Here is a 20730-nt window from a genome sequence, read left to right as displayed (position 1 = left end):
CTGATCTTACGTGATCATGCTTGTGATCCGTCGATAAGGAAAAAGAGATGACCGGCACGATACCGCAGATCAAGCTTCCGTCAGGTCAGAACGTTCCAGCGCTGGGACAAGGCACCTGGTATATGGGTGAGAACGCCGGAGAGCGTCACCATGAGGTTGAGGCGCTTCGATACGGTATCGAGCTTGGCATGACGCTGATCGACACGGCGGAAATGTATGCCGATGGCGAAGCTGAGGAAGTTGTCGGCGAAGCCATAACAGGTCGCCGCGACGACGTGTTTCTGGTGAGCAAGGTTCTGCCCTATAACGCATCTCGGACTGGCACGATCGAGGCTTGCGAGCGCAGTCTGGAACGTTTCGGTACGGATCGCATCGATCTTTATCTCCTGCACTGGCGCGGGCGTCATCCGCTGGCTGAAACAATTGCTGCTTTCGAGGAATTGCAGCAGGCAGGCAAGATCGTCGCTTGGGGTGTCAGCAATTTTGATGCAGGCGATATGCAAGAGCTGTTCAGCGTCACGGGCGGTCAGGCTGTCGCGAGCAATCAGATTCTCTATAATCTCACACGGCGCGGGCCAGAATTCGACCTCATGCCCTGGTGCGGTCAGCATGGCATTCCGCTGATGGCCTATTCGCCTATCGAACAGGGCCGTTTGCTCGGCAATCGCGCTTTGGCGGAGATCGCTGCGGAATATAGCGTGACGCCTGCGGCGGTGGCGCTGGCATGGATCATGCGCAAGGGCAACGTGGTTGCTATTCCAAAATCATCGAACCTGCATCATGTTCGCGACAACAGAAAAGCCGCAGATTTGCGGCTTTCCGAAGAGCAATTGGCGCGTCTTGACCGCGCCTTTGCGCCGCCTTCGCGAAAAGTGGCGCTGGAGATGCTTTGAAATGGCTCTGTGATTGAATCAAAGAGCCGTTTTAAGCTGTTGTTTATAATCAATTTTCACAGGGTGTGGCTAGCGGGCGTCTTTCTTCGCCTGTTTGACACTTGCGGTCTTGCGGTTACGCCCGCGATCGGCAAGCCGCGTGAAAGTGCTGTACTTTTCATTTGGAACATTTCGCATACCGAAATGGGCATGACGCGTATTGAAGGTTTTGGCAGCCTTTTCGCTGGCGAGCTTTGCTGCAAGCGCTTTCTGGGCGTTGGCGATCAGATCGCTGGCAGCTGCCATCTGTTCACGGCGCTCGACTTCGCCATTGATGCGCGCCACGGCAGTCGCGAGAACGGCAACCTTCAGGTGAGAGCCTTCATCGGCCTTTGAAGCCGTCGCGCCACGGGCCGCCGATTTGCCGCGCATTTCACGGCGGCGCTGGTTGGCTTGATCGCGCGCCTTCTTGCGGCGCTCGCGGATCAGCTTTGCCAGTTGGGTGAGTTCCTCGTCGGACACTTCCTGCAAATGCGGATGCTGGGTCTTTTCCACCAGCTCCTTCTCTTCTGCATTAAGCGCGCGCGCCTGGTCCTTTCTGCTGACGGCCATGGGACATCCTTTCCTTGAAAAGCAATTTCCGCAAAAATCCCTATAGGGATATAGGCTCGGCTTTTGTCCGGGGAAGAGCGTAGTTGAAGTTTTCGTGTCACGCTTTTTATAGCGGTGTTCCTGCGGGCCGGCATGGAACTATTACGACCGATTTCCGTTATCCCGCAGTCGGAAAAAGCGCGGAGATCAGCATATGGAAATCGTCGAAACCCGCATCGGCTCGATAGGCGGCTTCAAGCTCTATACGGTCGAGTTTATTGCCGAGGGTGATGAAAAGGTATCCGTGATTTTTGAAAACGAAACCGGGGTGGAGTTGAATCGCGACGATGCCATTCGGCGTGCAGCAGCCAAGCTTGGTGCGGCGCTCGGCGTTGCGTCCATGGAATGTGGAATTGAACCCGACACCTTGCTGACGCGCCCCAGCGCAAGGCGGGCAGGTGACCGGGCCGAACTGGAACGTCAGCTGGAGGAAGGGCTGGAAGATACCTTTCCCGCGAGCGATCCGGTTTCGGTGACGAGTTCCGCGATACCGGCATCCGCGGACCCGAAGTCGTAAGGCGATACAAAGAGAAAAGCCGAAGCGTATGCTCCGGCTTTTCATGTTCATAAAATGAATCGCTTTTTTGATTTAACCCTTTGATAAATCAAAGATTGCGGCGTTTCCCTTCCAGAATGTCCAGAACGGCGCGTGCACAATCCAACACATTCGAGCCGGGGCCGAATACCGCTGCGACGCCGTGGTCGAACAGATATTGATAGTCCTGACGCGGCACCACTCCACCGCAAACCACGACGATGTTTTCCGCGCCTTTTGCTTTCAGCGTATCAACGAGCTGCGGCAGCAGGGTCTTGTGACCGGCAGCCAGCGACGACACCCCAATGACGTGCACTTTCGACTTGATGGCCATATCAGCCGCTTCGTCGGGTGTCTGGAATAATGGTCCGGCCAGAACTTCGAACCCGATATCGCCGAAAGCTGACGCGATGATCTTGGCGCCGCGGTCATGCCCGTCCTGTCCAAGCTTGGCGACCATTACCTTTGGCGTTTCGCCGCTCTGCTTGGAAAACTCCTCCAGCCGCGACACCAGCGTCTGATATTCAGGCTCGTCCTGATAGGCATCGCCATAGACCTTGCGGATGACTTTCGGTTCTGCGGCGTGGTCGCCAAAAGCGCGGCGCATGGCGTCGGAAATTTCGCCGACCGTGGCGCGAGCGCGGGATGCCTCGACGGCTGCGGCAAGAAGATTGCCTTCCCCGCTGGTCGCCACTTCTTCGAGAGCGGCGAGGGCGGCTTCGACCTTTGCCTTGTCGCGGGTCTGGCGAATGCGCTCGATGCGCGCGATCTGCGACTGACGCACGGCGGTATTGTCGATTTCGAGAATGTCGATCTCGTCTTCCTGTTCCAGCCGGAACTTGTTGACGCCGACAATGACTTCCTCGCCCTTGTCGATGGCAGCCTGACGCTTGGTGGCGGCTTCCTCGATCAGCCGCTTCGGCAGGCCGCTTTCGACGGCCTTGGTCATGCCGCCCAGTTCTTCCACTTCCTCGATCAACGCCCAGGCCTTCTCGGCCAGTTCGTTGGTCAGGCTTTCGATGTAATAGGAGCCGGCCAGCGGATCGACCACCTTGGTCACGCCGGTCTCGTTCTGGAGAATGAGCTGCGTGTTGCGGGCGATGCGAGCGGAAAATTCCGTCGGCAAAGCAATGGCTTCGTCGAAAGCGTTCGTGTGCAGCGATTGCGTGCCGCCAAGGGCGGCCGACATGGCCTCGAATGCCGTGCGCACGACATTGTTGTAGGGGTCCTGTTCCTGCAAAGACACGCCAGAGGTCTGGCAGTGGGTGCGCAGCATCAGGGAACCCGGCTTTTTCGGCTCGAATTCCTTCATGATGCGCGTCCAGAGCAGGCGGGCTGCGCGCAGCTTGGCGATTTCCATGAAGAAATTCATGCCGATGGCGAAGAAGAACGATAGGCGACCGGCAAAGTCATCGACATTGAGGCCTTTTTGCAGGGCCGCACGCACATATTCGCGCCCGTCGGCCAGCGTGAAGGCCAGTTCCTGCACCAGCGTCGCGCCAGCTTCCTGCATGTGATAGCCGGAAATGGAAATCGAGTTGAACTTCGGCATTTCCGTCGCCGTATAGGCGATGATATCCGCAATGATCCGCATGGAGGGTTCGGGCGGATAAATATAGGTGTTGCGGACCATGAACTCCTTGAGAATGTCGTTCTGGATGGTGCCGGAAAGCAGGTGGCGAGAGACACCTTGTTCTTCGCCTGCAACGATGAAATTGGCGAGGATCGGGATCACCGCGCCATTCATGGTCATCGACACGGAAACCTTCTCAAGCGGGATACCATCGAAGAGGATTTTCATGTCTTCGACGGAGTCGATGGCCACGCCCGCCTTGCCGACATCGCCGACGACACGCGGATGGTCGCTGTCATAGCCGCGATGGGTGGCAAGGTCGAAGGCGACGGACACGCCCTGCTGTCCGGCGGCCAGCGCCTTGCGGTAGAAGGCGTTGGATGCCTCGGCGGTGGAGAAACCAGCATATTGGCGGATGGTCCACGGACGTCCGGCATACATGGTCGCGCGCGGGCCGCGCACGAACGGTTCGAAACCCGGCAGGCTGTCGAGATGGCCGACATTTTGCAGGTCGTCCGCCGTATAAAGCGGCTTCACGTCGATGCCTTCCGGCGTATGCCAGACAAGGCTATCCGCAGGGCGCTTCAGTTCCTTTTCGGCCAACGCTTCCCAATCCGCGCGGGTTTTCTGCGTCATTGGCTTATTCTCCATCCCATATCGTCCTCATGCCCAGCTTCCCCGTCCTTCGAGACGCACCCTGCGGGCGCTCCTCAGGATGAGGAAAGCTTGCACCTGCACCTTGAGCCGGTGCAAAGCACCGCGTTGCAGGCTTATTCGAATTCCATAATCAGTTCGTCGACGGCAAGGCTTTCTCCGGCCTTGACGGCAACGCGCTTGACGGTGGCGCGACGTTCGGCGCGCAGCACGTTTTCCATCTTCATGGCCTCGACCGTCGCAAGTGGTTGTCCGGCTTCCACCGTAACGCCTTCCTCTGCCAGAATCGAGGTGATGACGCCCGGCATCGGGCAGAGCAACATTTTCGATGTATCCGGCGGCAGCTTGACCGGCATCAGCTTTGCCAGTTCCGCGATGCGGGGTTTTCGCACATGCACGGTCAGGTCCATGCCGCGCCAGCGCAGACGCCAGCCGGAGCCCGCGCGGGCGACCTTCACGCTCAGCGGCTTGCCGCCGACGGTGAATGTGGCGAGTTCGCGTCCTGGATGCCAGTCGCTGGCAATGGTGAGGCTGCCGCCATCGACGAAATTCACCGTTGCGCCGCCTTCGCCGTCGGCAAGGCGAACCGGCAGAAGATGGTCGCCGATCTTGACCACCCAGTCGTTGCCGGGCTTGAGGTCCTGCCCGGAAAGACGACCGGAAATTTGTCCGTCGCGGGTGACAACGGTGAGATTGATATGGGCAGCGACTGCAGCCAGAAGGCGCGCATCATCTTCCGATGGCGCAACACCCGAGAAACCATCCGGATATTCCTCTGCGATGAAGGCCGTGGTCAATGCACCGGCTCTGAAGCGCTGGTGGTCCATGACGGCGGACAGGAATGGCAGATTGTGGCCGATGCCTTCCACTTCGAAGGCGTCGAGCGCGTTGCCCATCGCGTCGATTGCGGCAAGGCGATCCGGCCCCCAGGAGCAAAGCTTGGCGATCATCGGATCGTAATACATCGAGATTTCGCCGCCCTCGAACACGCCGGTATCGTTGCGGATGACCGTTCCGTCGTCGCGACGACCTTCCACCGGAGGCCGGTAGCGGGTCAGGCGACCAATGGAGGGCAGGAAGTTGCGATAAGGGTCTTCGGCATAGAGACGGCTTTCCATGGCCCAGCCATTGAGCTTCACATCGGCCTGACCAAAGCGCAGCTTTTCACCGGCGGCAACGCGGATCATTTCTTCCACCAGATCGATCCCGGTGATGAGTTCCGTCACCGGATGCTCCACCTGCAAGCGCGTATTCATTTCGAGGAAATAGAAATTGCGGCTGCCATCGACGATGAACTCAACCGTACCGGCGGAAAAATACCCAACCGCCCTGGCAAGTGCGACGGCCTGTTCGCCCATGGCCTTGCGGGTCGCTTCGTCGAGGAAGGGTGAGGGCGCTTCCTCGATCACCTTCTGGTTTCGGCGCTGGATGGAACATTCGCGTTCGCCGAGATAGACGACATTGCCATGCTGGTCGCCAAGCACCTGAATTTCGATATGGCGCGGCTGCGTGACGAATTTTTCAATGAAAATGCGGTCGTCGCCGAAGGAGGATTTTGCCTCGTTGCGCGACAGTTGAAAGCCTTCGCGGGCTTCGTCGTCGTTCCACGCAATACGCATGCCCTTGCCGCCACCACCGGCAGACGCCTTGATCATCACCGGATAGCCGATGGAACCAGCGATCTTCACCGCTTCGTCAGCGTCTTCGATCAGGCCCATATGGCCGGGCACGGTGGAAACGCACGCTTCCGCCGCCAGCTTCTTGGAGGTGATCTTGTCGCCCATCGCATCAATGGCGTTCACCGGCGGTCCGATGAAAGTGACATTGGCCGCCTTCAGCGCTTCGGCGAAACGGGCATTCTCCGACAGGAAGCCATAGCCCGGATGCACGGCGTCCGCCCCGGTCTGCCTGATGGCATCCAGAATCTTGTCGATGACGATGTAGGACTGGTTGGAAGGTGCAGGCCCGATATGCACGGCCTCGTCGGCCATTTTCACATGCAGCGCATTGCGGTCGGCATCGGAATAAACCGCAACCGTGGCAATGCCCATCTTCTTTGCGGTCTTGATCACACGGCAGGCGATTTCGCCGCGATTGGCAATGAGGATTTTCTTGATCATCTTTATCTACTCAACTGAACCGGATCACAGCGGAATGGTGTCGTGCTTTTTCCAGGGCGCGCTTTGTTGCTTGTTGCGCAGGCTGGCAAAAGCGCGCGCAATGCGGCGGCGCGAGGAATGCGGCATGATCACCTCGTCGATGAAGCCACGCTCGGCGGCGACGAACGGATTGGCGAAGCGTTCTTCATATTCGCTCTGGCGGGCGGCAATCTTTTCGGGGTCGCCCAGTTCCGAGCGATAGAGGATTTCCGTTGCGCCCTTGGCACCCATCACGGCGATTTCCGCCGTTGGCCAGGCATAGTTGATGTCCGCGCCGATATGCTTGGAGGCCATCACGTCATAAGCGCCGCCATAGGCCTTGCGCGTGATGAGCGTGACCATAGGCACTGTCGCCTGACTATAGGCGAACAGCAGCTTTGCGCCGTGCTTGATGACGCCGCCATATTCCTGCGCCGTGCCCGGCAGAAAGCCCGGTACGTCCACAAGGGTCAGAAGCGGGATCGAAAAAGCATCGCAGAAGCGTACGAAACGTGCGGCCTTGCGCGAGGAATCGATATCGAGGCAGCCTGCAAGCACCATGGGCTGGTTAGCGACGACGCCGACTGTCTGGCCTTCGATACGAAGGAATCCGGTAATGATGTTCTTGGCGAAGGCTTCCTGAATTTCGAAGAACTCGCCTTCGTCTGCCAGCGCGTGGATCAGTTCCTTCATGTCGTAGGGCTTGGTTGCGCTGTCGGGGATCAGCGTATCGAGCCGCATTTCCAGCCGGGACGGGTCGTCATGCACCGGACGGACCGGTGGCTTGTCGCGATTGTTGAGTGGTAGGAAATCGAACAGAATGCGCACCTGTTCCAGCGCTTCGATGTCGTTTTCGTAAGCGCCATCAGCGACCGACGACTTGGCGGTATGCGTGCGTGCGCCGCCCAGTTCTTCCGCCGTGACGATCTCATTCGTCACGGTCTTCACCACATCCGGGCCGGTAACGAACATGTAAGAACTGTCGCGCACCATGAAGATGAAGTCGGTCATCGCCGGGGAATAGACCGCGCCGCCCGCGCAGGGGCCCATGATGACGGAAATCTGCGGAATGACGCCGGAGGCATCGGCATTGCGCTTGAACACGTCGGCATAACCCGCCAGCGAGGCGACGCCTTCCTGAATGCGCGCGCCGCCCGAATCGTTGAGGCCAATGACGGGCGCGCCGTTCTTCATCGCCATATCCATGATCTTGCAGATCTTCTGGGCATGGGTTTCCGACAGCGAGCCGCCGAGCACAGTGAAATCCTGACTGAACACATAGACCTGACGGCCATTGATCGTGCCCCAGCCGGTGACGACGCCATCGCCTGCCACTTTCTGCTCCGCCATGCCGAAATCGGTGCAGCGATGCGTGACATACATATCGAACTCCTCGAACGATCCTTCGTCGAGAAGCACTTCGATACGTTCGCGGGCGGTCAGTTTGCCTTTGGCGTGCTGGGCATCGATACGGCGTTGGCCACCGCCGATACGCGCTTCGGCGCGGCGGGCTTCGAGCTGTTCTAGGAGTTCCTGCATTATTGCGGCCTTCGAAAGTCGGTTATGAAACTGAAATGATAGGCATTTTTAGATGCGTTTTCTAAAATGCTTAAAGCGCTTGTGAGCCGTGTAGAAAAGCTTGAAAAGGTGCGATTGTGTAAGTTATAAATTTGCAAATAGCAAAATGCGAAATTGCGAAAATGGCACCTAAAAAACTCTATGTCGGCAGGAAGATACGTCAAATCCGCGAGCAGCATAAGGCCACGCAGTCGGCCTTTGCTGAACGTCTCGGTATTTCAACGAGTTATCTGAACCAGATCGAGAACAACCAGCGCCCCGTTTCGGCAGCCGTCCTGTTGGCGCTGGCCGAGAATTACCAGATCGATATTGGCGCGATCTCGCTCGGGGATGATGACCGGTTGTTATCGGCGGTTTCCGAGGCGCTGGCCGATCCTGTATTCGACAATTACAAGCCGAACCTCCAGGAGTTGAAACTCATCACCCAGAATGCGCCGGGACTGGCGCATGCCCTGATCGCCTGCCATCAGGCTTATCGGCGCAACAGCGAGCAGCTTGCCAGTCTCGATAACCAGCTGGGGCGCGCGCCTTCGATAGCCGAGCCTGCGCCTTATGAGGAAGTTCGCGACTTCTTTCATTTTATCGACAATTATGTGCATGAGATTGATGTTGCAGCAGAAAAGCTTGCCGAGAAGCTGGATATTCCCGGTCGGGATATCGGTGTCGCCCTGCCGCAATATATGGAAGACCGCCACCGCGTGCGGCTGGCAAGGTCCGGTTCAGACGAGGCGGTTCTGCGTCGCTTCGATGCGCAAGCACGGGTTCTCTATCTCAATCCCTATTCGCCTGCTTCGACGCGCCATTTCCAGATCGCATTTCAAATCGCCGAACTTGAAATGGAAGAACTGGTCAATGCGATAGCAAGGCGGGCCGATTTCAGGTCGGTCGAAGCAGTCGAGATTTGCAAGATCGGCCTGCGCAATTATTTTGCCGGCGCGCTGGTCATGCCGTACCAGACTTTTCTGTCGGCGGCGAAAGAACTGCGCCATGATCTTGAACTTTTGGCTTCGCGGTTCGGGGCCAGTCTGGAACAGGTTGCGCATCGTCTCAGCACTTTGCAGCGTTCGGGCCAGCGCGGCATCCCGGTTTTTTTCGCGCGTATCGACCGGGCAGGCAATATCACCAAGCGACACAGTGCCGCCAAGCTGCAATTTGCGCGTTATGGCGCCGCCTGTCCGCTCTGGAATGTGCATCAGGCTTTCGAAATGCCAGGAAGGATTATCCGTCAGTTGGCAGAAACGCCTGACGGTGCCCGCTATCTCTGTGTGGCCACGGAACTGACGAAAAGCGAGGGTGGTTTCAACGCCCCGCAGCGGCGCTATGCCATCGCCCTTGGCTGTGAAGTGGGCTACGCCCATGATTTCGTCTATGCGGATGGTCTCGATATCACGGCGCGGTCAGCCTTCGATCCCATTGGCGTTTCATGCCGGATTTGCGACCGTGCGGAATGTGTGCAGCGTGCCGTGCCGCCGCTCAAAAGCAGGCTGGCGGTCGATCACGACCGCCGTGGCATCCTGCCTTACAGGTTGATGTAGTCAGAAACCTGCATGTTCCTTGAGGAAGTCGGCTTCGTCTTCCGTGGTTGCGCGGCCCAGCACCTTGTTGCGATGCGGGAAACGGCCGAACTGCTCGATGATGTTGTGGTGCTCGCGGGCAAAGCCGAGCGAATATGGGTCGCCGAGCCTTTCATAAAGCTCGACGCAGCGGCGCTGGTGGTCCAGATTTTCGCTGTGCATGAAGGGCAGGTAGAAGAACTGCCGCTCATCGGCGGAAAGCTGCCGGTCGAAATCGTGGTCGAGCGCCTGCATGGCCACATCCAGTGCCAGGCCGTCGCTCTCGAAGGAACGCGGCGAGCCGCGGAACATATTGCGCGGGAACTGATCGAACAGGATCGTTAAGGCCAGCGCGCTTTCCGGCTGTTGCTTCCACGATTCCAGCTTGCCGGCGCGTGCATCGGCATAGGCGACAGCGAATTTCTCGCGAATCTCATTGTCGATATCGTCGCTTTTCGTGAACCAGTTTTCACGCATCTTGGGCGAAAACCAGAATTTGAGCACATCTTGCGGTTCGATAGCCATCTGGGGCCTCCCTTTATCGTTTCAGGCTCAACACCTATTGGGTCTTGGGTGGAGCCTGATCCGGCTGCGGGCAGGGCGGCTCTCCCTTGAAGTTGCGGGACATACAGCCGAATCGGTCAAAACTCTTGCCTGTATCCATGGCAGCCTTTCCCGCGCCACCGCAGCCTGTGAGGATGATGCCGGATAACAGGGCGAGCGAGACAAATATACCGCGTCGTTTCATGATGTTTTTCCCGAAAATGGACAGGCGCTGTCGGTTGAACAGATAATAGGGACGGGGTGAAGGCAGGACAATAGAGGTGCTGGATTTGCCGTGTGTTCACAAAGTTTCACATTCTTGCCCGATACTTGTGGTTCAGTTGAGGCCATTAACCGGTCAGCAAGTTCTGCGATCTAGGAACGATCGGCAATGGCCTCGTGGCGGAATGCAACGCAGGGAGCCTGCAAACTCCCCTGTCCTTGGTTCAAACCCAGGGCGAGGCCTCCATCATCCTCTTCCGCGATAATTCTGCACGCCCTGTTCAGGAATCCAGACATCCTGCGGCGCTGCACCGGTCTGGTAAAAAACGTCGATCGGGATGCCTCCACGCGGATACCAGTAACCGCCGATGCGCAGCCATTCCGGTTGCAGCAGATCGACCAGACGCTTGCCGATAGTCACAGTACAATCTTCGTGGAAAGCGCCGTGATTGCGGAATGAAAACAGGAAAAGCTTGAGCGATTTGCTTTCCACCAGCCAGCGGTCCGGAACATAGTCAATCACCAGATGCGCGAAATCCGGCTGCCCGGTCATGGGGCAGAGCGATGTAAATTCCGGTGCCGTAAAGCGCACGCAATAGCGCGTGCCATGCTGCGGATTGGCGACCTTTTCGAGAACGGCTTCTTCCGGCGAGGTGGGAACACCTGTGGTCGATCCCAGTTGGGTAAGGCCGGAATATATTGTATTTTCTGACATTTAAGCGCCTTTCGTCAAGTTACGGCGCAGCCAGTTTCGCGCTTATGCGCGCAGCACAAGCATTGCTGCTTGGCTCTTGTCCTTGTTTTGACCGGGTAGGCTGCGACCGGTGGCAAAATTGCCGATGCAGCTGCACTATCAGGCAGCTGAGCAGGCGTAAAGGGAAATAGATACAGGAAGGCCCGCGCGAGGGGGCGACGCGGGCCTTCCTTAAACCGGCTTCAATCGGCTTGCTACAAAGCAAATCCCGAAAACCGTACCAGACGTTTCAGGATGTACTCTAGCGGCGATCCGAAATCGCGCATCCGATGGCAACGCCGATCAGAATGCCGAGAATGCCGGCGGTCCCGAACAGCGTGGTCGCCGTTCCGGGATTTTCACGTATCGTCTCCGCCACCACTTGTCCGCGATCGCGCACAGCCTGTGCCGTGTGCCGCAGCCGACCCGATACGTCATCCATTGCGTCTTCCGCACGCTCCCGGAATTCTCCAGACTGGGAGGCAAGCGAGCGGGAAAGACGTTTCAGCTCACCGCGCATATCGGCGATCTGCTTTTCCAAAGCCTGCTGGATATCGTTGGTGGTCTTGTCTTCGGCCATTTGTCGTCTCCGTTGATTGATGCAAGGAAAACGTGCGGAACGCCGTTCGGTTCCATTCGATTTCAGAGCCGGGTGGAGCTTATGGTAAACGGATCATAAACCATTTTAATTTACCAATTTTGAATACAAAGAACTGTCTGGAGCGGGGCCAGAATGTATATCGAAAATGGTGCGCCAATCAGCCGAACCGAACCGGTTTCGGCCCGTATCGTCAAAGCCGCAGCGCTTGCGCAATGCTGCATTGACCAGCAGGAGCCGCAGCAATCTCGTGCCTTCGCTGAAGCAAGCCTGACACTGATGCTCGACGATCCGTCGCCCAAAGTGCGCATTGCCATGGCCGATGTTTTGTCCACCAGCGCGCATTCTCCCTTGCATATCGTTACGGCGCTTGCAGCCGATCAGCCGGAAGTGGCTGGCTATATCATCGCGCGCTCGCCGCTGTTGAGCGAGGCGGACCTTATCGACCGCGTTTCCTTCGGCGCGCCGTTGATCCAGTTGCTGGTCGCGGCCCGTCCGCATGTTTCCATCGCATTGGCCGCTGCCATTGCAGAAGTCGGCTCATTCGAATCGGTGGCCGAACTTCTCCGCAACAGTTGCGCGCGGATTGCGCCGCTGTCATTCCGCCGGATTGCAGAGCGTTGTGGACATGAGCCACAAGTGCGTGAGGCACTGTTGGCGCATCCGCAACTGCCTGCCGATTGCCGTCATTTGCTTGTGGTGAAGGTCGGCGACGCCCTGCGCCAAATGCCGCTGGTCAATCGTCTCCTTGGCGAGAGACGCGCCGCGAAGCTCGTCGGCGATGCGTTCGTGCGGGCGTCCATCGACATAGCCGAAGCTTGCACGCAGCAGGAATTGCCCGCAGTAGTCGAACATCTGCGACTGCGCGGGGAGGTGACGACCGCTTTCATCATCCGTGTTGTCGCGGGCGGTCGCATTGATCTGTTCGCGGCCCTGATGGCGTCGCTGTCCGATCTCGATGAAGAACGCATTTGCTCGATCATTTCGCACGGACGCCCGGCGGCAATGGTCGCTTTGCTGCGATCCGCCGGATTGAGTGATGCTACCCACGCCGCATTGATTGCGGCCATCGAGGCATGGCGCGCTGTTGCCAACGGACGCAGCAAGTTCGGCCCGGTCGAAGTCTCCGCTCTGATGCTTGAAACCACTGGCAAAAGCAGACAACTGGCTGCAAACGACGATCTCTTCGCGTTGCTGCGTTCAATCCATCAGGAATTCATGCGACAGACCGCCCGCGACAGGCTGAGCCTGATGTCGGTGGCCTGATTTGATTTAGGACTGCCGAAAGATGGGCAGTCTGCTCAAAAGATAGCCCGCGGTCGTTCCACAGACAGCACCCACGGCCTTGAAAAGAAAATCCGCCATTTCCCCGTGACGTCCGGGCGCAAGACGCTGCAACAACTCGAATGCACCCGCGCAGCCGACTGTCAGCAGCAAAACAGATAGCCAGTGGCGGGGATAAGCGAGGGCAAACAGCGTGCCCACCAGAAAGAACGCGCCGAAGCGCTCCACATCCGCAGGTTCGCCGCTGATCGGGCGCAGGCTGATCGGGCCGACTGTGACGATGAGAATGGAGGCGAGGACCAGCCACGCAAAAATGCGTAAAAAACGCTTCATGGAAGTATGTCCTCTGTTCGGCTCTATTCTTCGCTGTGATCGCCCTCAGCTTCGTCCTGCCGGGGATCTCCGCATCGCGCATACATACGGTCTGTGACGGATTTTTTCAGATTATTGCCGAACGGCAATTCGTAATGCGAGATGACATCGACGCCCATACACCATTTAACATCGTGCGGCGAGAGGCCGTAATTGGTTTCCAGAAAAGCAGTCACATATTCAACGCCGTCCTCGCAGGTGTCCGTTTTGCAGAACTTGCCGTCGCGCGCGAGCTGGCGAATCGATCCTTCGCCGAGCTTGACCACGAGTGGCTCGATTGCAAATGGAAGCGCACCGCCGATTGCGATGACGATAAGGCCTGCCAATGTGTATTTTATCGAGCGCCGCATAAATTGCCATCATGCTGGTTTCAGGATGGGCTATAACGCACGATCGGCAATATCATGGCAAGAGAGCGCAGCCGCTAATAACTCTATATCGCTGTTTTAATGCGCTTTTCCCATAACGTATCGTACATTTTTCGTGTTCTTCGACTGTTATAAGCCCAAGTTTGCGGCTCCTAAAAGAGTGTCAATATTTTAGGATGTGACGGATTGATATTGACTTTTACGTAAATGCGGTTGCACAACATTCAATCACTCAAGGTGAGGTGCAATGCCGTGGTGCGCGAATATTATACGATTACGGAACTGACGCGGGAATTCGGGATATCAACCCGTACCTTGCGTTTTTACGAGGATGAAGGACTGATCGCGCCTGTGCGGCGTGGCCGGACCCGCTTGTTCCGCCCGTCGGACCGCCACCTTCTCAAGCAGATTCTGCGCGGCAAGCGACTGGGCTTTTCCATCGCCGAGATTCACGAGATCATCCAGATGTATCGCGAGCCGCCCGGCGAGACCGGTCAGCTCAAGCTTTTGATGAAGCGCGTCGAAGAAAAACGTGACGATCTGCGCCAGAAGCGCCGCGATATCGATGAAACCGTCGGCGAACTGGATCAGATCGAAGAAGCTTGCATTGAGCGGTTGGCGGAGCTTGGCGTCAGCACCTGACGCCATCTATTCCGGTTGTGTATCGGGAACAGGCGAACACATATTCGCGATTTCCCGCACCGTACTGTTGTTCTGTTGATCAGCCTTGCCGGTAAAGACGTCATCGAACAGTTGCGCCTTGTCGAGCTCGGTCACGACACAGCCGCAGAACGCCTTGCAAAGCGCTTCGCTGCCGGTTTGCGAACAGGCGGCCACGCAGGACTGCGTGAAGGCTTCTCTTGGCGCTGGTCGCGCAGGCGGCGCGATTTGCGCGAAGACATACACCAGAGAAATAAGTACCGGCTGGTGAATGAGGTAGAAGGCAAGGCTGTGCCTGCCGATAAAAGTGAGCGGCTTTTGCAGAAAGCGGGGCTTGATGCCTCCGGAAAGCAGCGGGAGCAAATTGTAGCGCTCGGCGATGCGCGACGCGGCAATTCCCAACAGAACAGCGCCAAACCATGGAAATAGCGGCACAAAGTCGTTGGACCGTATTGTGACGGTCGAAAGACCGAGGAAAGCCAGTGCCGGATGGTTGAAAATATCGGCTCTGGCAAAATGGCGCGCAGCAATGACCAGGATGGCCGCGCAAAGGGTCACGATCCATGGCAGTCGCAAGAAAAGCAGGCCCAGAACGCTTGCGAGCGCAATTTGATGCAGGATGCCGAAAAAGATGAAGCTTTCCGGTGACATCAAATAGGTGACGCCGGTGATGGCCGCAGCCGCAACGACGATCTGGACAAGACGTATGCCCATTGAACGCCAGCGTATGCCGCGACCATGGGCTAGAACCAGGCTGAACCCAACGAGAAACAGGAAGCTGGAAGCAATGCAGCGCGCGAACAGTTTCCAGCCGCCTTGTGCCGTCGTTGCCGGGGCCATATAGCCGAAAAACTCCAGATCCCAGCCAAAATGATAGATCGCCATGGCGATTAGCGCGATTCCGCGCGCAATATCGATGCGTCCGAGACGAGGACGCGAGGCAGCGGGTGACAGTTCCGTTTCAGCGGTGTTCTGCATGATGCTTTCCGGTTTCGATTCCCCGCAAATCTCTAACACAGGCTGATCCAAGGCTATAGTATCGAGATGCGTGGGATTCGGCCCCGTGTGGATCGGTTCGCTAGGGGTTTCAGAGTGTTCTACAGTTTTTCAAAGCTTTTCTGGCTGTTCTTTCAGCCGCTTACGATCATTTTCCTGTTCGTTTTGCTCGGAATTGTGGCCATATGGGCCGGTTTTCGCAAAACAGGCCTGTCGGTATTGGGACTGGCCGCGCTTATCGTTTTCGTCAGCGCTTTCACAACGCTCGGCGCTCTGTTTCTGGCCCCACTGGAAGACCGCTTTCCGAGAGCTGCTTTGCCGGATAAGGTCGACGGCATTGTCGTTCTGGGCGGTTACATGAATGGCGACATCAATGCGGGACGGCCCGGTTTTGAATTGAACAGCGCGGCTGACCGCATTGTCGAGACGATGCGGCTTGCGCGGCTTTATCCCAATGCGAAGATTATCGTTTCCGGCGGCGAGGGTGCTTTTTTCGAGCAATCCACCAGCGAAGCCGACACAACGCGCGCGCTTCTGGACGATCTCGGCTTTTCCGGAGACCGCTATATCTACGAGAACAAGTCGCGCAATACGGTTGAGAATGCGGTTTTCTCGAAGGAACTGGCTCAGCCCAAAGCGGGAGAAAAGTGGCTGTTGGTGACCTCCGCCTATCACATGCCACGCGCGGTCGGCTGTTTTCGCAAGGCGGGTTTCGACGTGATCGCCTGGCCAGTCGATTACAAGACGCGATTGAACGAAGAATTCTCCATCTATCTGGAGTCGCCCAACGATGCCCTTTCGCGCTTCAGCGTCGCCATGCGCGAGTGGGTGGGACTTGCGGCTTACCGGATTACCGGCAAGACAGATATGTTCCTCCCACAACCCTGATGCCGCATTTTCGCCGCCACTGTAAAGCTTTTGTTAATGAAAAAATTTTGTAAGCTTTTGATACGGAATGGATTTTTAAAGTGCGGTGCTTGCAGTTTTGACAGGTTGCCGCATTTCAGCCGCTTTTCACCGTTGCATTTCGCACTTCACGGGGCTATATGAGCGGTAACAGTGACGTGATCAAAACCACTGTTCGTCAGACCGATACACAATAGGGTTATGAAAAGTTCCATGGACGAAACAGTTCAAAAATCCTGCTGGGGCGTTACGCTCTGGGCAGTCATTGGGCTCGCCGCTATTATTCTCATGGCCTACCTCTTCTCTGTTTGATCGATCAGGCGCTGGGGTCTGAACGATCCGGCAGCAGCGCAGAAACAGAGCTACGCATTCCGGAAAATTGATGCCGCATTTCGGCAATCCGTTTGCGTTATTCCTTTCTTACACTATCTGATATGAATGTACCGCAACGCGTGTTGTATTCGCTCGCGTATACAACCGTCTGGATAGGACGGGCGTTAGGTCAAAGCTTGGTCAGCTCCGTTTAGTCGAAGCTGCAGAAGGTGTGGAATGTTTCTGTCGGTTTTCGATCTCTTCAAGATTGGTATTGGGCCCTCCAGCTCCCATACGATGGGTCCCATGACGGCTGCGCGGATGTTTCTCAATGAGATCATCAGCGGCAACTGGCCACGGCCTGCGCATTCCAAAATCGTTCGCCTGAAGGCGAGCCTGCATGGCTCGCTGGCTTATACCGGCGTCGGTCATGCGACGGACCGCGCCGTCATTCTCGGCCTTTGCGGTTTTCTGCCCGACACGATCGATCCCGATATCATGGATTCGGAAGTAGAAAAGGTTCTGGCGGCCAAGAAAGTGCAGCCGGGAGGCCATCCCGCCTATCAGTTTGATCCGGCGGTCGATCTTGTTCTCGACCGCAAGACGCCGCTCCCCGGCCATGCCAACGGTATGGCGTTTTCCGCTTACGATCACGACGACAATCTTTTGTTGCGTCGTGCTTATTTTTCCATTGGCGGCGGTTTCGTCGTCACAGAGGAAGAATTGAGCCGCGTCCAGCGCAGCGGTGCGAAGCCGGATGACAAGGCCGACGTGCCTTATCCTTTCCGCAATGCCGCTGAAATGCTGGTCATGGCCCATGATAGCGGGCTGTCGATTGCCGAAATGAAGCGCGCCAATGAAGAAGTGCATATGTCGCGTGAGGAACTCGACGCGGGGCTGGATCGCGTCTGGGGCGCCATGCGCGGCTGCATCGAACGCGGATTGAGCCGCGAGGGCATCATGCCCGGCGGGCTGGGCGTTCGTCGTCGGGCACGGCACATTCACGACAAGCTTCAGGATGACTGGCGCAACAATCGCAGCAATCCGTTGCTCGCCAATGACTGGCTGTCGGTCTATGCCATGGCGGTCAACGAGGAAAACGCTTCGGGCGGCAGGGTGGTTACCGCGCCGACCAATGGCGCCGCGGGCGTGGTGCCTGCGGTGCTACGCTATTATCTGCATTTCCACGATGATGCCGACCAGAAGGGCATTCGCGATTTTCTGCTGACGTCGGCAGCCATTGGTGGCGTCATCAAGCACAATGCGTCGATTTCCGGCGCAGAGGTTGGCTGTCAGGGCGAGGTGGGTTCCGCTTCGGCAATGGCGGCAGCGGGGCTTGCCGCTGTTCTCGGCGGTTCGCCGGAGCAGATCGAAAATGCCGCTGAAATCGCGCTCGAGCATCATTTGGGCATGACGTGCGACCCTGTTGCCGGATTGGTTCAGGTGCCTTGCATCGAACGCAATGCGCTGGGTGCGGTGAAGGCGGTGACAGCTGCATCGCTGGCCGTGAAGGGCGATGGCAAACATTTCGTGCCGCTCGATGCCTGTATCGAAACCATGCGTCAGACTGGCCACGATATGAGCGAACGCTACAAGGAAACCAGTCAGGGCGGTCTTGCGGTGAATGTCGTAGCCTGCTGAGTTCTCAACTTTAGGAGAACGCGATTCTTCTTGCTTGAAGCGGTCGCATCCCTTGGTTAAACCGCTTCCATGGCTCTCAATCTCGTCAAGCTTTGTGTCGGTTGCGATAGTATCGAAGATCTCGCAGCCTGGATCGATTTCCGCCTCGCTGAACAGCGGGGCGCGGGGCTTGTGCCCGAACAAACCCACACGACGCGGATGGTGCCGAAACGCATCGACGAGCTTCTGGAGGGCGGTTCGCTCTACTGGGTCATCAAGGGCAATATCCAGTGCCGCCAGCGTTTGCTTGATGTGCGGCCCTTTACGGATGAAGTCGGCATCAGCCGTTGCCATTTCGTGCTGGAACCGAAGATCGTTCCGACGGAATGGCAGCCGCGCCGCGCTTTTCAGGGATGGCGTTATCTGAGCGAGAACGAAGTGCCGCGTGATGAAGCGGCTGGAAAGTCGGGCAGGGCAGCGCTCCCTGCGGAACTGCGTCAGGAGTTGGCAGCACTCGGCCTGCTCTGAGCAATTTTCCCGGAATCAAAAAGGCCCACCAAAAATCGGCGGGCCTTTATTTTATTCAGCTAATTGCCGCTCAGTTTTCAATCGTCACACGAACGGTGATCGTGTTGGAATTGACTGGCAGCGTCATGCGCATCCGGGCACGTGGCTGGGCGATGCGTTTGTTACGAGCGGCATGGCTGACCAGCAGGCCGACGAGATCACGGGTTTGAAACCCCGTGCCGCGACGCACATCGGCAATCCGCAATGCAGCCTGCTTGAGCGTCTGTACCGAGAACAGACCGCCCAGCGAAGGCACACGGTTTTCTTCATGAGACCAAATGGTGGTCTTCAGCGGCGGTACGAATGTGTCTTTCATATTGGACATCTCGAAACCCTCTACGCTTTACAAAATTCGGGTTTGAAGCTGTTGCGAGGAGAAAAAATCCCCTCGCGATTGATCAGTTGGCGACGGCATAGCAGCCGAAGCTCTTCTTCTTGAGAGAAGCACAAGCATCCCATGCAGCCTGCTTCGAGGTGAAGCCGACGAAGCGGGCGCGGTAGAATGTGGCGTTACCCTTGTTGAAGGTTTCCGTGTAGGGCGATGCGCTGCGCAGCGCGCCACCGACAGACGAGGACGCCTTGGCAAGCATGTCGCGGGCCTGACCTTCGCTCGGCAGAGAACCGATCTGGATCGCCCAGCCGCCAGCAGACGGGGCCGATGCGGTGGTGACCGGGTCTACCTCCTGTGCCTGCGCTTGGGCCTGAGCCTGCAGGGTGCCGGATGGGATTTTGGCCTTAGGTGTCGGGCGAATGGCGGCCTGTGCTGCGAGCGCAGCCGGACGGGCTGTTGGAGCGGCCAGTGCAAGCACCTGCGGCTGTTCCGCGTCACCTTCACCGGATTCGTTGTTGATGACTTCGTTGACCGATTCGACACGGGCAACCGGCACAGGCGCTTGTCTCGCCTTCGGCAGATCGACGGCGGCGACAGTCTGCGGAACGTCATTGGTTGCGGCAATGAGAGCGTCGGTACTGCGACCGCGCTTGGCCTGCGGGAGATATTTGTTGATCAGCTGCGCCATATGGGCGTCGCGGCTTGCGCCTGTATTGCCGCCCATGACCACGGCAACGATGCGGCGGCCATCGAGATTGACCGACGAAACGAGGTTGTAGCCGGAAGCATTGGTATAGCCGGTCTTGATGCCGTCGACGCCTTCGATGCGGCCCAGCAGGCGGTTGTGACCGTTGATGGTCTGACCACGATAAACAAAGCTGCGGCGCGAGAAATAGGAGAATTCACGCGGGAAATGCTGACGAAGCGCCATGCCGAGGATAGCCATGTCGCGCGCGGTGGAATGCTGCGCCATGTTCGGCAGGCCTGATGCGTTGCGGAACGTGGTGTTGCGCATGCCGAGACGGCGCGCCTTGGCGGTCATCATCTGGGCAAAGCGCTCTTCCGAACCGCCGATATATTCGCCGACCGCCGCCGCAACGTCATTGGCGGACTTGGTGATCATGGCGAGCGCCGCATCTTCGGCGCGGATGGTCTGGCCCGGGCGGAAGCCGATCTTTGTCGGTGGACGCGAACGGGCATAGGCTGACACGGGGATGGGCGTATCCCTGCTGATCCGTCCGGCCTGCATGGCTTCGAAGAGCATATAGAGCGTCATCATCTTGGTCAGCGAAGCGGGATAGCGCTGCGCGTCGGCGTTTGAAGCAAAAAGCGTCTTGCCCGTATTCGCATCGACCACGATCGCAGCATATCTGTCGCTGGCGGCAATCGCCGGTATCGTGGTGGATGCTGTCGAACAGCCTGTAACGGTCGCGAGAAGAAGTGTAGCTTGCGCCGCTTTTTTCAGGGCATATGCGACTTTACTGAATGCCATACGCACGATGATGACCCTACCTGTATTCCGGAATTTTTAAGCTGCGGCGCAAAAGGCACACAGCAATCTAATTCCACCACCCTAATGTCATCAGCGTTACCAATCCGTTTATGGTAAGCGCGTCGTTCATAATTTTCTGAAAATTTTTGCGGTCACTCGGCCTTGGTCGCAG

The 20730-nt window shown here is 57.4% G+C and carries 21 protein-coding genes and 1 tRNA gene; 9 read left to right on the top strand and 13 right to left on the bottom strand.

What is annotated here, in order from left to right; translation table 11 throughout:
- Window positions 1–47: 47 nt before the first annotated feature.
- On the top strand, window positions 48–893 hold the full coding sequence (locus tag ABWW11_RS07710; RefSeq protein WP_109369200.1) for an aldo/keto reductase: 846 nt from the start codon (window positions 48–50) through the stop codon (window positions 891–893).
- Between the two features lie 69 nt (window positions 894–962).
- Here ABWW11_RS07710 and ABWW11_RS07705 read toward each other — a convergent pair whose 3' ends face one another.
- Window positions 963–1484: a hypothetical protein gene (locus ABWW11_RS07705; RefSeq protein WP_109369199.1), complete on the bottom strand. Its 522-nt coding sequence runs from the start codon at window positions 1482–1484 to the stop codon at window positions 963–965.
- A 193-nt stretch (window positions 1485–1677) separates the two neighbouring features.
- On the opposite strand from ABWW11_RS07705, the gene ABWW11_RS07700 reads away from it, so the two are divergent.
- Window positions 1678–2040, top strand: a complete 363-nt coding sequence (locus ABWW11_RS07700; RefSeq protein ID WP_109369198.1) for a hypothetical protein — start codon at window positions 1678–1680, stop codon at window positions 2038–2040.
- 88 nt (window positions 2041–2128) lie between these two features.
- Here ABWW11_RS07700 and scpA read toward each other — a convergent pair whose 3' ends face one another.
- From scpA to ABWW11_RS07685, 3 genes are all read right to left on the bottom strand, one after another.
- On the bottom strand, window positions 2129–4267 hold the full coding sequence (gene scpA / locus ABWW11_RS07695) for a methylmalonyl-CoA mutase (RefSeq protein WP_124916002.1): 2139 nt from the start codon (window positions 4265–4267) through the stop codon (window positions 2129–2131).
- Window positions 4268–4401: 134 nt separating this feature from the next.
- Complete coding sequence (locus ABWW11_RS07690) at window positions 4402–6405, bottom strand: acetyl-CoA carboxylase biotin carboxylase subunit (protein WP_109369196.1); 2004 nt, start codon at window positions 6403–6405, stop codon at window positions 4402–4404.
- A gap of 24 nt (window positions 6406–6429) precedes the next feature.
- The gene (locus ABWW11_RS07685; protein ID WP_109369195.1) at window positions 6430–7962 is read right to left on the bottom strand and encodes an acyl-CoA carboxylase subunit beta; all 1533 of its coding nucleotides are present in this window, start codon (window positions 7960–7962) and stop codon (window positions 6430–6432) included.
- A gap of 161 nt (window positions 7963–8123) precedes the next feature.
- Here ABWW11_RS07685 and ABWW11_RS07680 point away from each other — a divergent pair, with 161 nt between their 5' ends.
- The gene (locus ABWW11_RS07680) at window positions 8124–9536 is read left to right on the top strand and encodes a helix-turn-helix domain-containing protein (RefSeq protein WP_121536264.1); all 1413 of its coding nucleotides are present in this window, start codon (window positions 8124–8126) and stop codon (window positions 9534–9536) included.
- On the opposite strand, the gene ABWW11_RS07675 is transcribed toward ABWW11_RS07680, so the two are convergent.
- Both ABWW11_RS07675 and ABWW11_RS07670 read right to left on the bottom strand, forming a co-directional pair.
- The gene (locus ABWW11_RS07675) at window positions 9537–10079 is read right to left on the bottom strand and encodes a DUF924 family protein (RefSeq protein WP_109369193.1); all 543 of its coding nucleotides are present in this window, start codon (window positions 10077–10079) and stop codon (window positions 9537–9539) included.
- A 34-nt stretch (window positions 10080–10113) separates the two neighbouring features.
- Window positions 10114–10302, bottom strand: a complete 189-nt coding sequence (locus tag ABWW11_RS07670; RefSeq protein ID WP_109369192.1) for a hypothetical protein — start codon at window positions 10300–10302, stop codon at window positions 10114–10116.
- A gap of 188 nt (window positions 10303–10490) precedes the next feature.
- Here ABWW11_RS07670 and ABWW11_RS07665 point away from each other — a divergent pair.
- Window positions 10491–10566 (top strand) — tRNA-Cys (locus ABWW11_RS07665).
- On the opposite strand, the gene queF is transcribed toward ABWW11_RS07665, so the two are convergent.
- Both queF and ABWW11_RS07655 read right to left on the bottom strand, forming a co-directional pair.
- On the bottom strand, window positions 10567–11034 hold the full coding sequence (queF, locus tag ABWW11_RS07660; protein WP_109369191.1) for a preQ(1) synthase: 468 nt from the start codon (window positions 11032–11034) through the stop codon (window positions 10567–10569).
- 280 nt (window positions 11035–11314) lie between these two features.
- Window positions 11315–11632, bottom strand: a complete 318-nt coding sequence (locus ABWW11_RS07655; RefSeq protein WP_109369190.1) for an ElaB/YgaM/YqjD family protein — start codon at window positions 11630–11632, stop codon at window positions 11315–11317.
- 153 nt (window positions 11633–11785) lie between these two features.
- On the opposite strand from ABWW11_RS07655, the gene ABWW11_RS07650 reads away from it, so the two are divergent.
- Window positions 11786–12916, top strand: a complete 1131-nt coding sequence (locus tag ABWW11_RS07650) for a DUF2336 domain-containing protein (RefSeq protein WP_109369189.1) — start codon at window positions 11786–11788, stop codon at window positions 12914–12916.
- A gap of 6 nt (window positions 12917–12922) precedes the next feature.
- On the opposite strand, the gene ABWW11_RS07645 is transcribed toward ABWW11_RS07650, so the two are convergent.
- Both ABWW11_RS07645 and ABWW11_RS07640 read right to left on the bottom strand, forming a co-directional pair.
- Window positions 12923–13267, bottom strand: coding sequence for a VanZ family protein (locus tag ABWW11_RS07645; RefSeq protein ID WP_121536260.1), 345 nt, complete (start codon window positions 13265–13267; stop codon window positions 12923–12925).
- A gap of 23 nt (window positions 13268–13290) precedes the next feature.
- Window positions 13291–13656 (bottom strand): hypothetical protein, encoded by a 366-nt coding sequence (locus ABWW11_RS07640; RefSeq protein WP_109369187.1) that lies wholly within the window; start codon window positions 13654–13656, stop codon window positions 13291–13293.
- Between the two features lie 273 nt (window positions 13657–13929).
- Here ABWW11_RS07640 and ABWW11_RS07635 point away from each other — a divergent pair, with 273 nt between their 5' ends.
- Complete coding sequence (locus ABWW11_RS07635) at window positions 13930–14316, top strand: MerR family transcriptional regulator (protein ID WP_078340841.1); 387 nt, start codon at window positions 13930–13932, stop codon at window positions 14314–14316.
- 6 nt (window positions 14317–14322) lie between these two features.
- Here ABWW11_RS07635 and ABWW11_RS07630 read toward each other — a convergent pair whose 3' ends face one another.
- Entirely contained in the window at window positions 14323–15312 is a 990-nt protein-coding gene (locus ABWW11_RS07630; RefSeq protein ID WP_319080878.1) for a heparan-alpha-glucosaminide N-acetyltransferase, read from the bottom strand.
- A 114-nt stretch (window positions 15313–15426) separates the two neighbouring features.
- Between ABWW11_RS07630 and ABWW11_RS07625 the strand changes: the two genes are divergently transcribed.
- The 3 genes from ABWW11_RS07625 (at window position 15427) to ABWW11_RS07615 (ending at window position 18696) form a co-directional block, all read left to right on the top strand.
- Window positions 15427–16218, top strand: coding sequence for a YdcF family protein (locus tag ABWW11_RS07625; RefSeq protein WP_109369185.1), 792 nt, complete (start codon window positions 15427–15429; stop codon window positions 16216–16218).
- Between the two features lie 567 nt (window positions 16219–16785).
- On the top strand, window positions 16786–18189 hold the full coding sequence (locus tag ABWW11_RS07620) for an L-serine ammonia-lyase (protein WP_109369184.1): 1404 nt from the start codon (window positions 16786–16788) through the stop codon (window positions 18187–18189).
- A gap of 69 nt (window positions 18190–18258) precedes the next feature.
- The gene (locus ABWW11_RS07615; protein WP_109369183.1) at window positions 18259–18696 is read left to right on the top strand and encodes a DUF1489 family protein; all 438 of its coding nucleotides are present in this window, start codon (window positions 18259–18261) and stop codon (window positions 18694–18696) included.
- 70 nt (window positions 18697–18766) lie between these two features.
- Here the strand turns inward: ABWW11_RS07615 and ABWW11_RS07610 are convergent, their stop codons facing one another.
- Window positions 18767–19060, bottom strand: a complete 294-nt coding sequence (locus ABWW11_RS07610) for a hypothetical protein (RefSeq protein WP_109369182.1) — start codon at window positions 19058–19060, stop codon at window positions 18767–18769.
- Between the two features lie 73 nt (window positions 19061–19133).
- Window positions 19134–20564: a D-alanyl-D-alanine carboxypeptidase gene (locus ABWW11_RS07605; RefSeq protein WP_109369181.1), complete on the bottom strand. Its 1431-nt coding sequence runs from the start codon at window positions 20562–20564 to the stop codon at window positions 19134–19136.
- Window positions 20565–20730: the final 166 nt, after the last annotated feature.

Origin of the sequence: Brucella sp. NBRC 113783, assembly GCF_040372265.1 — a bacterium.
Classification (GTDB): Bacteria; Pseudomonadota; Alphaproteobacteria; order Rhizobiales; family Rhizobiaceae; genus Brucella; species Brucella teleogrylli.
The sequence above is the reverse complement of the archived record's forward strand: the minus strand, read 5'-3'. Positions and strand labels throughout refer to the sequence as shown.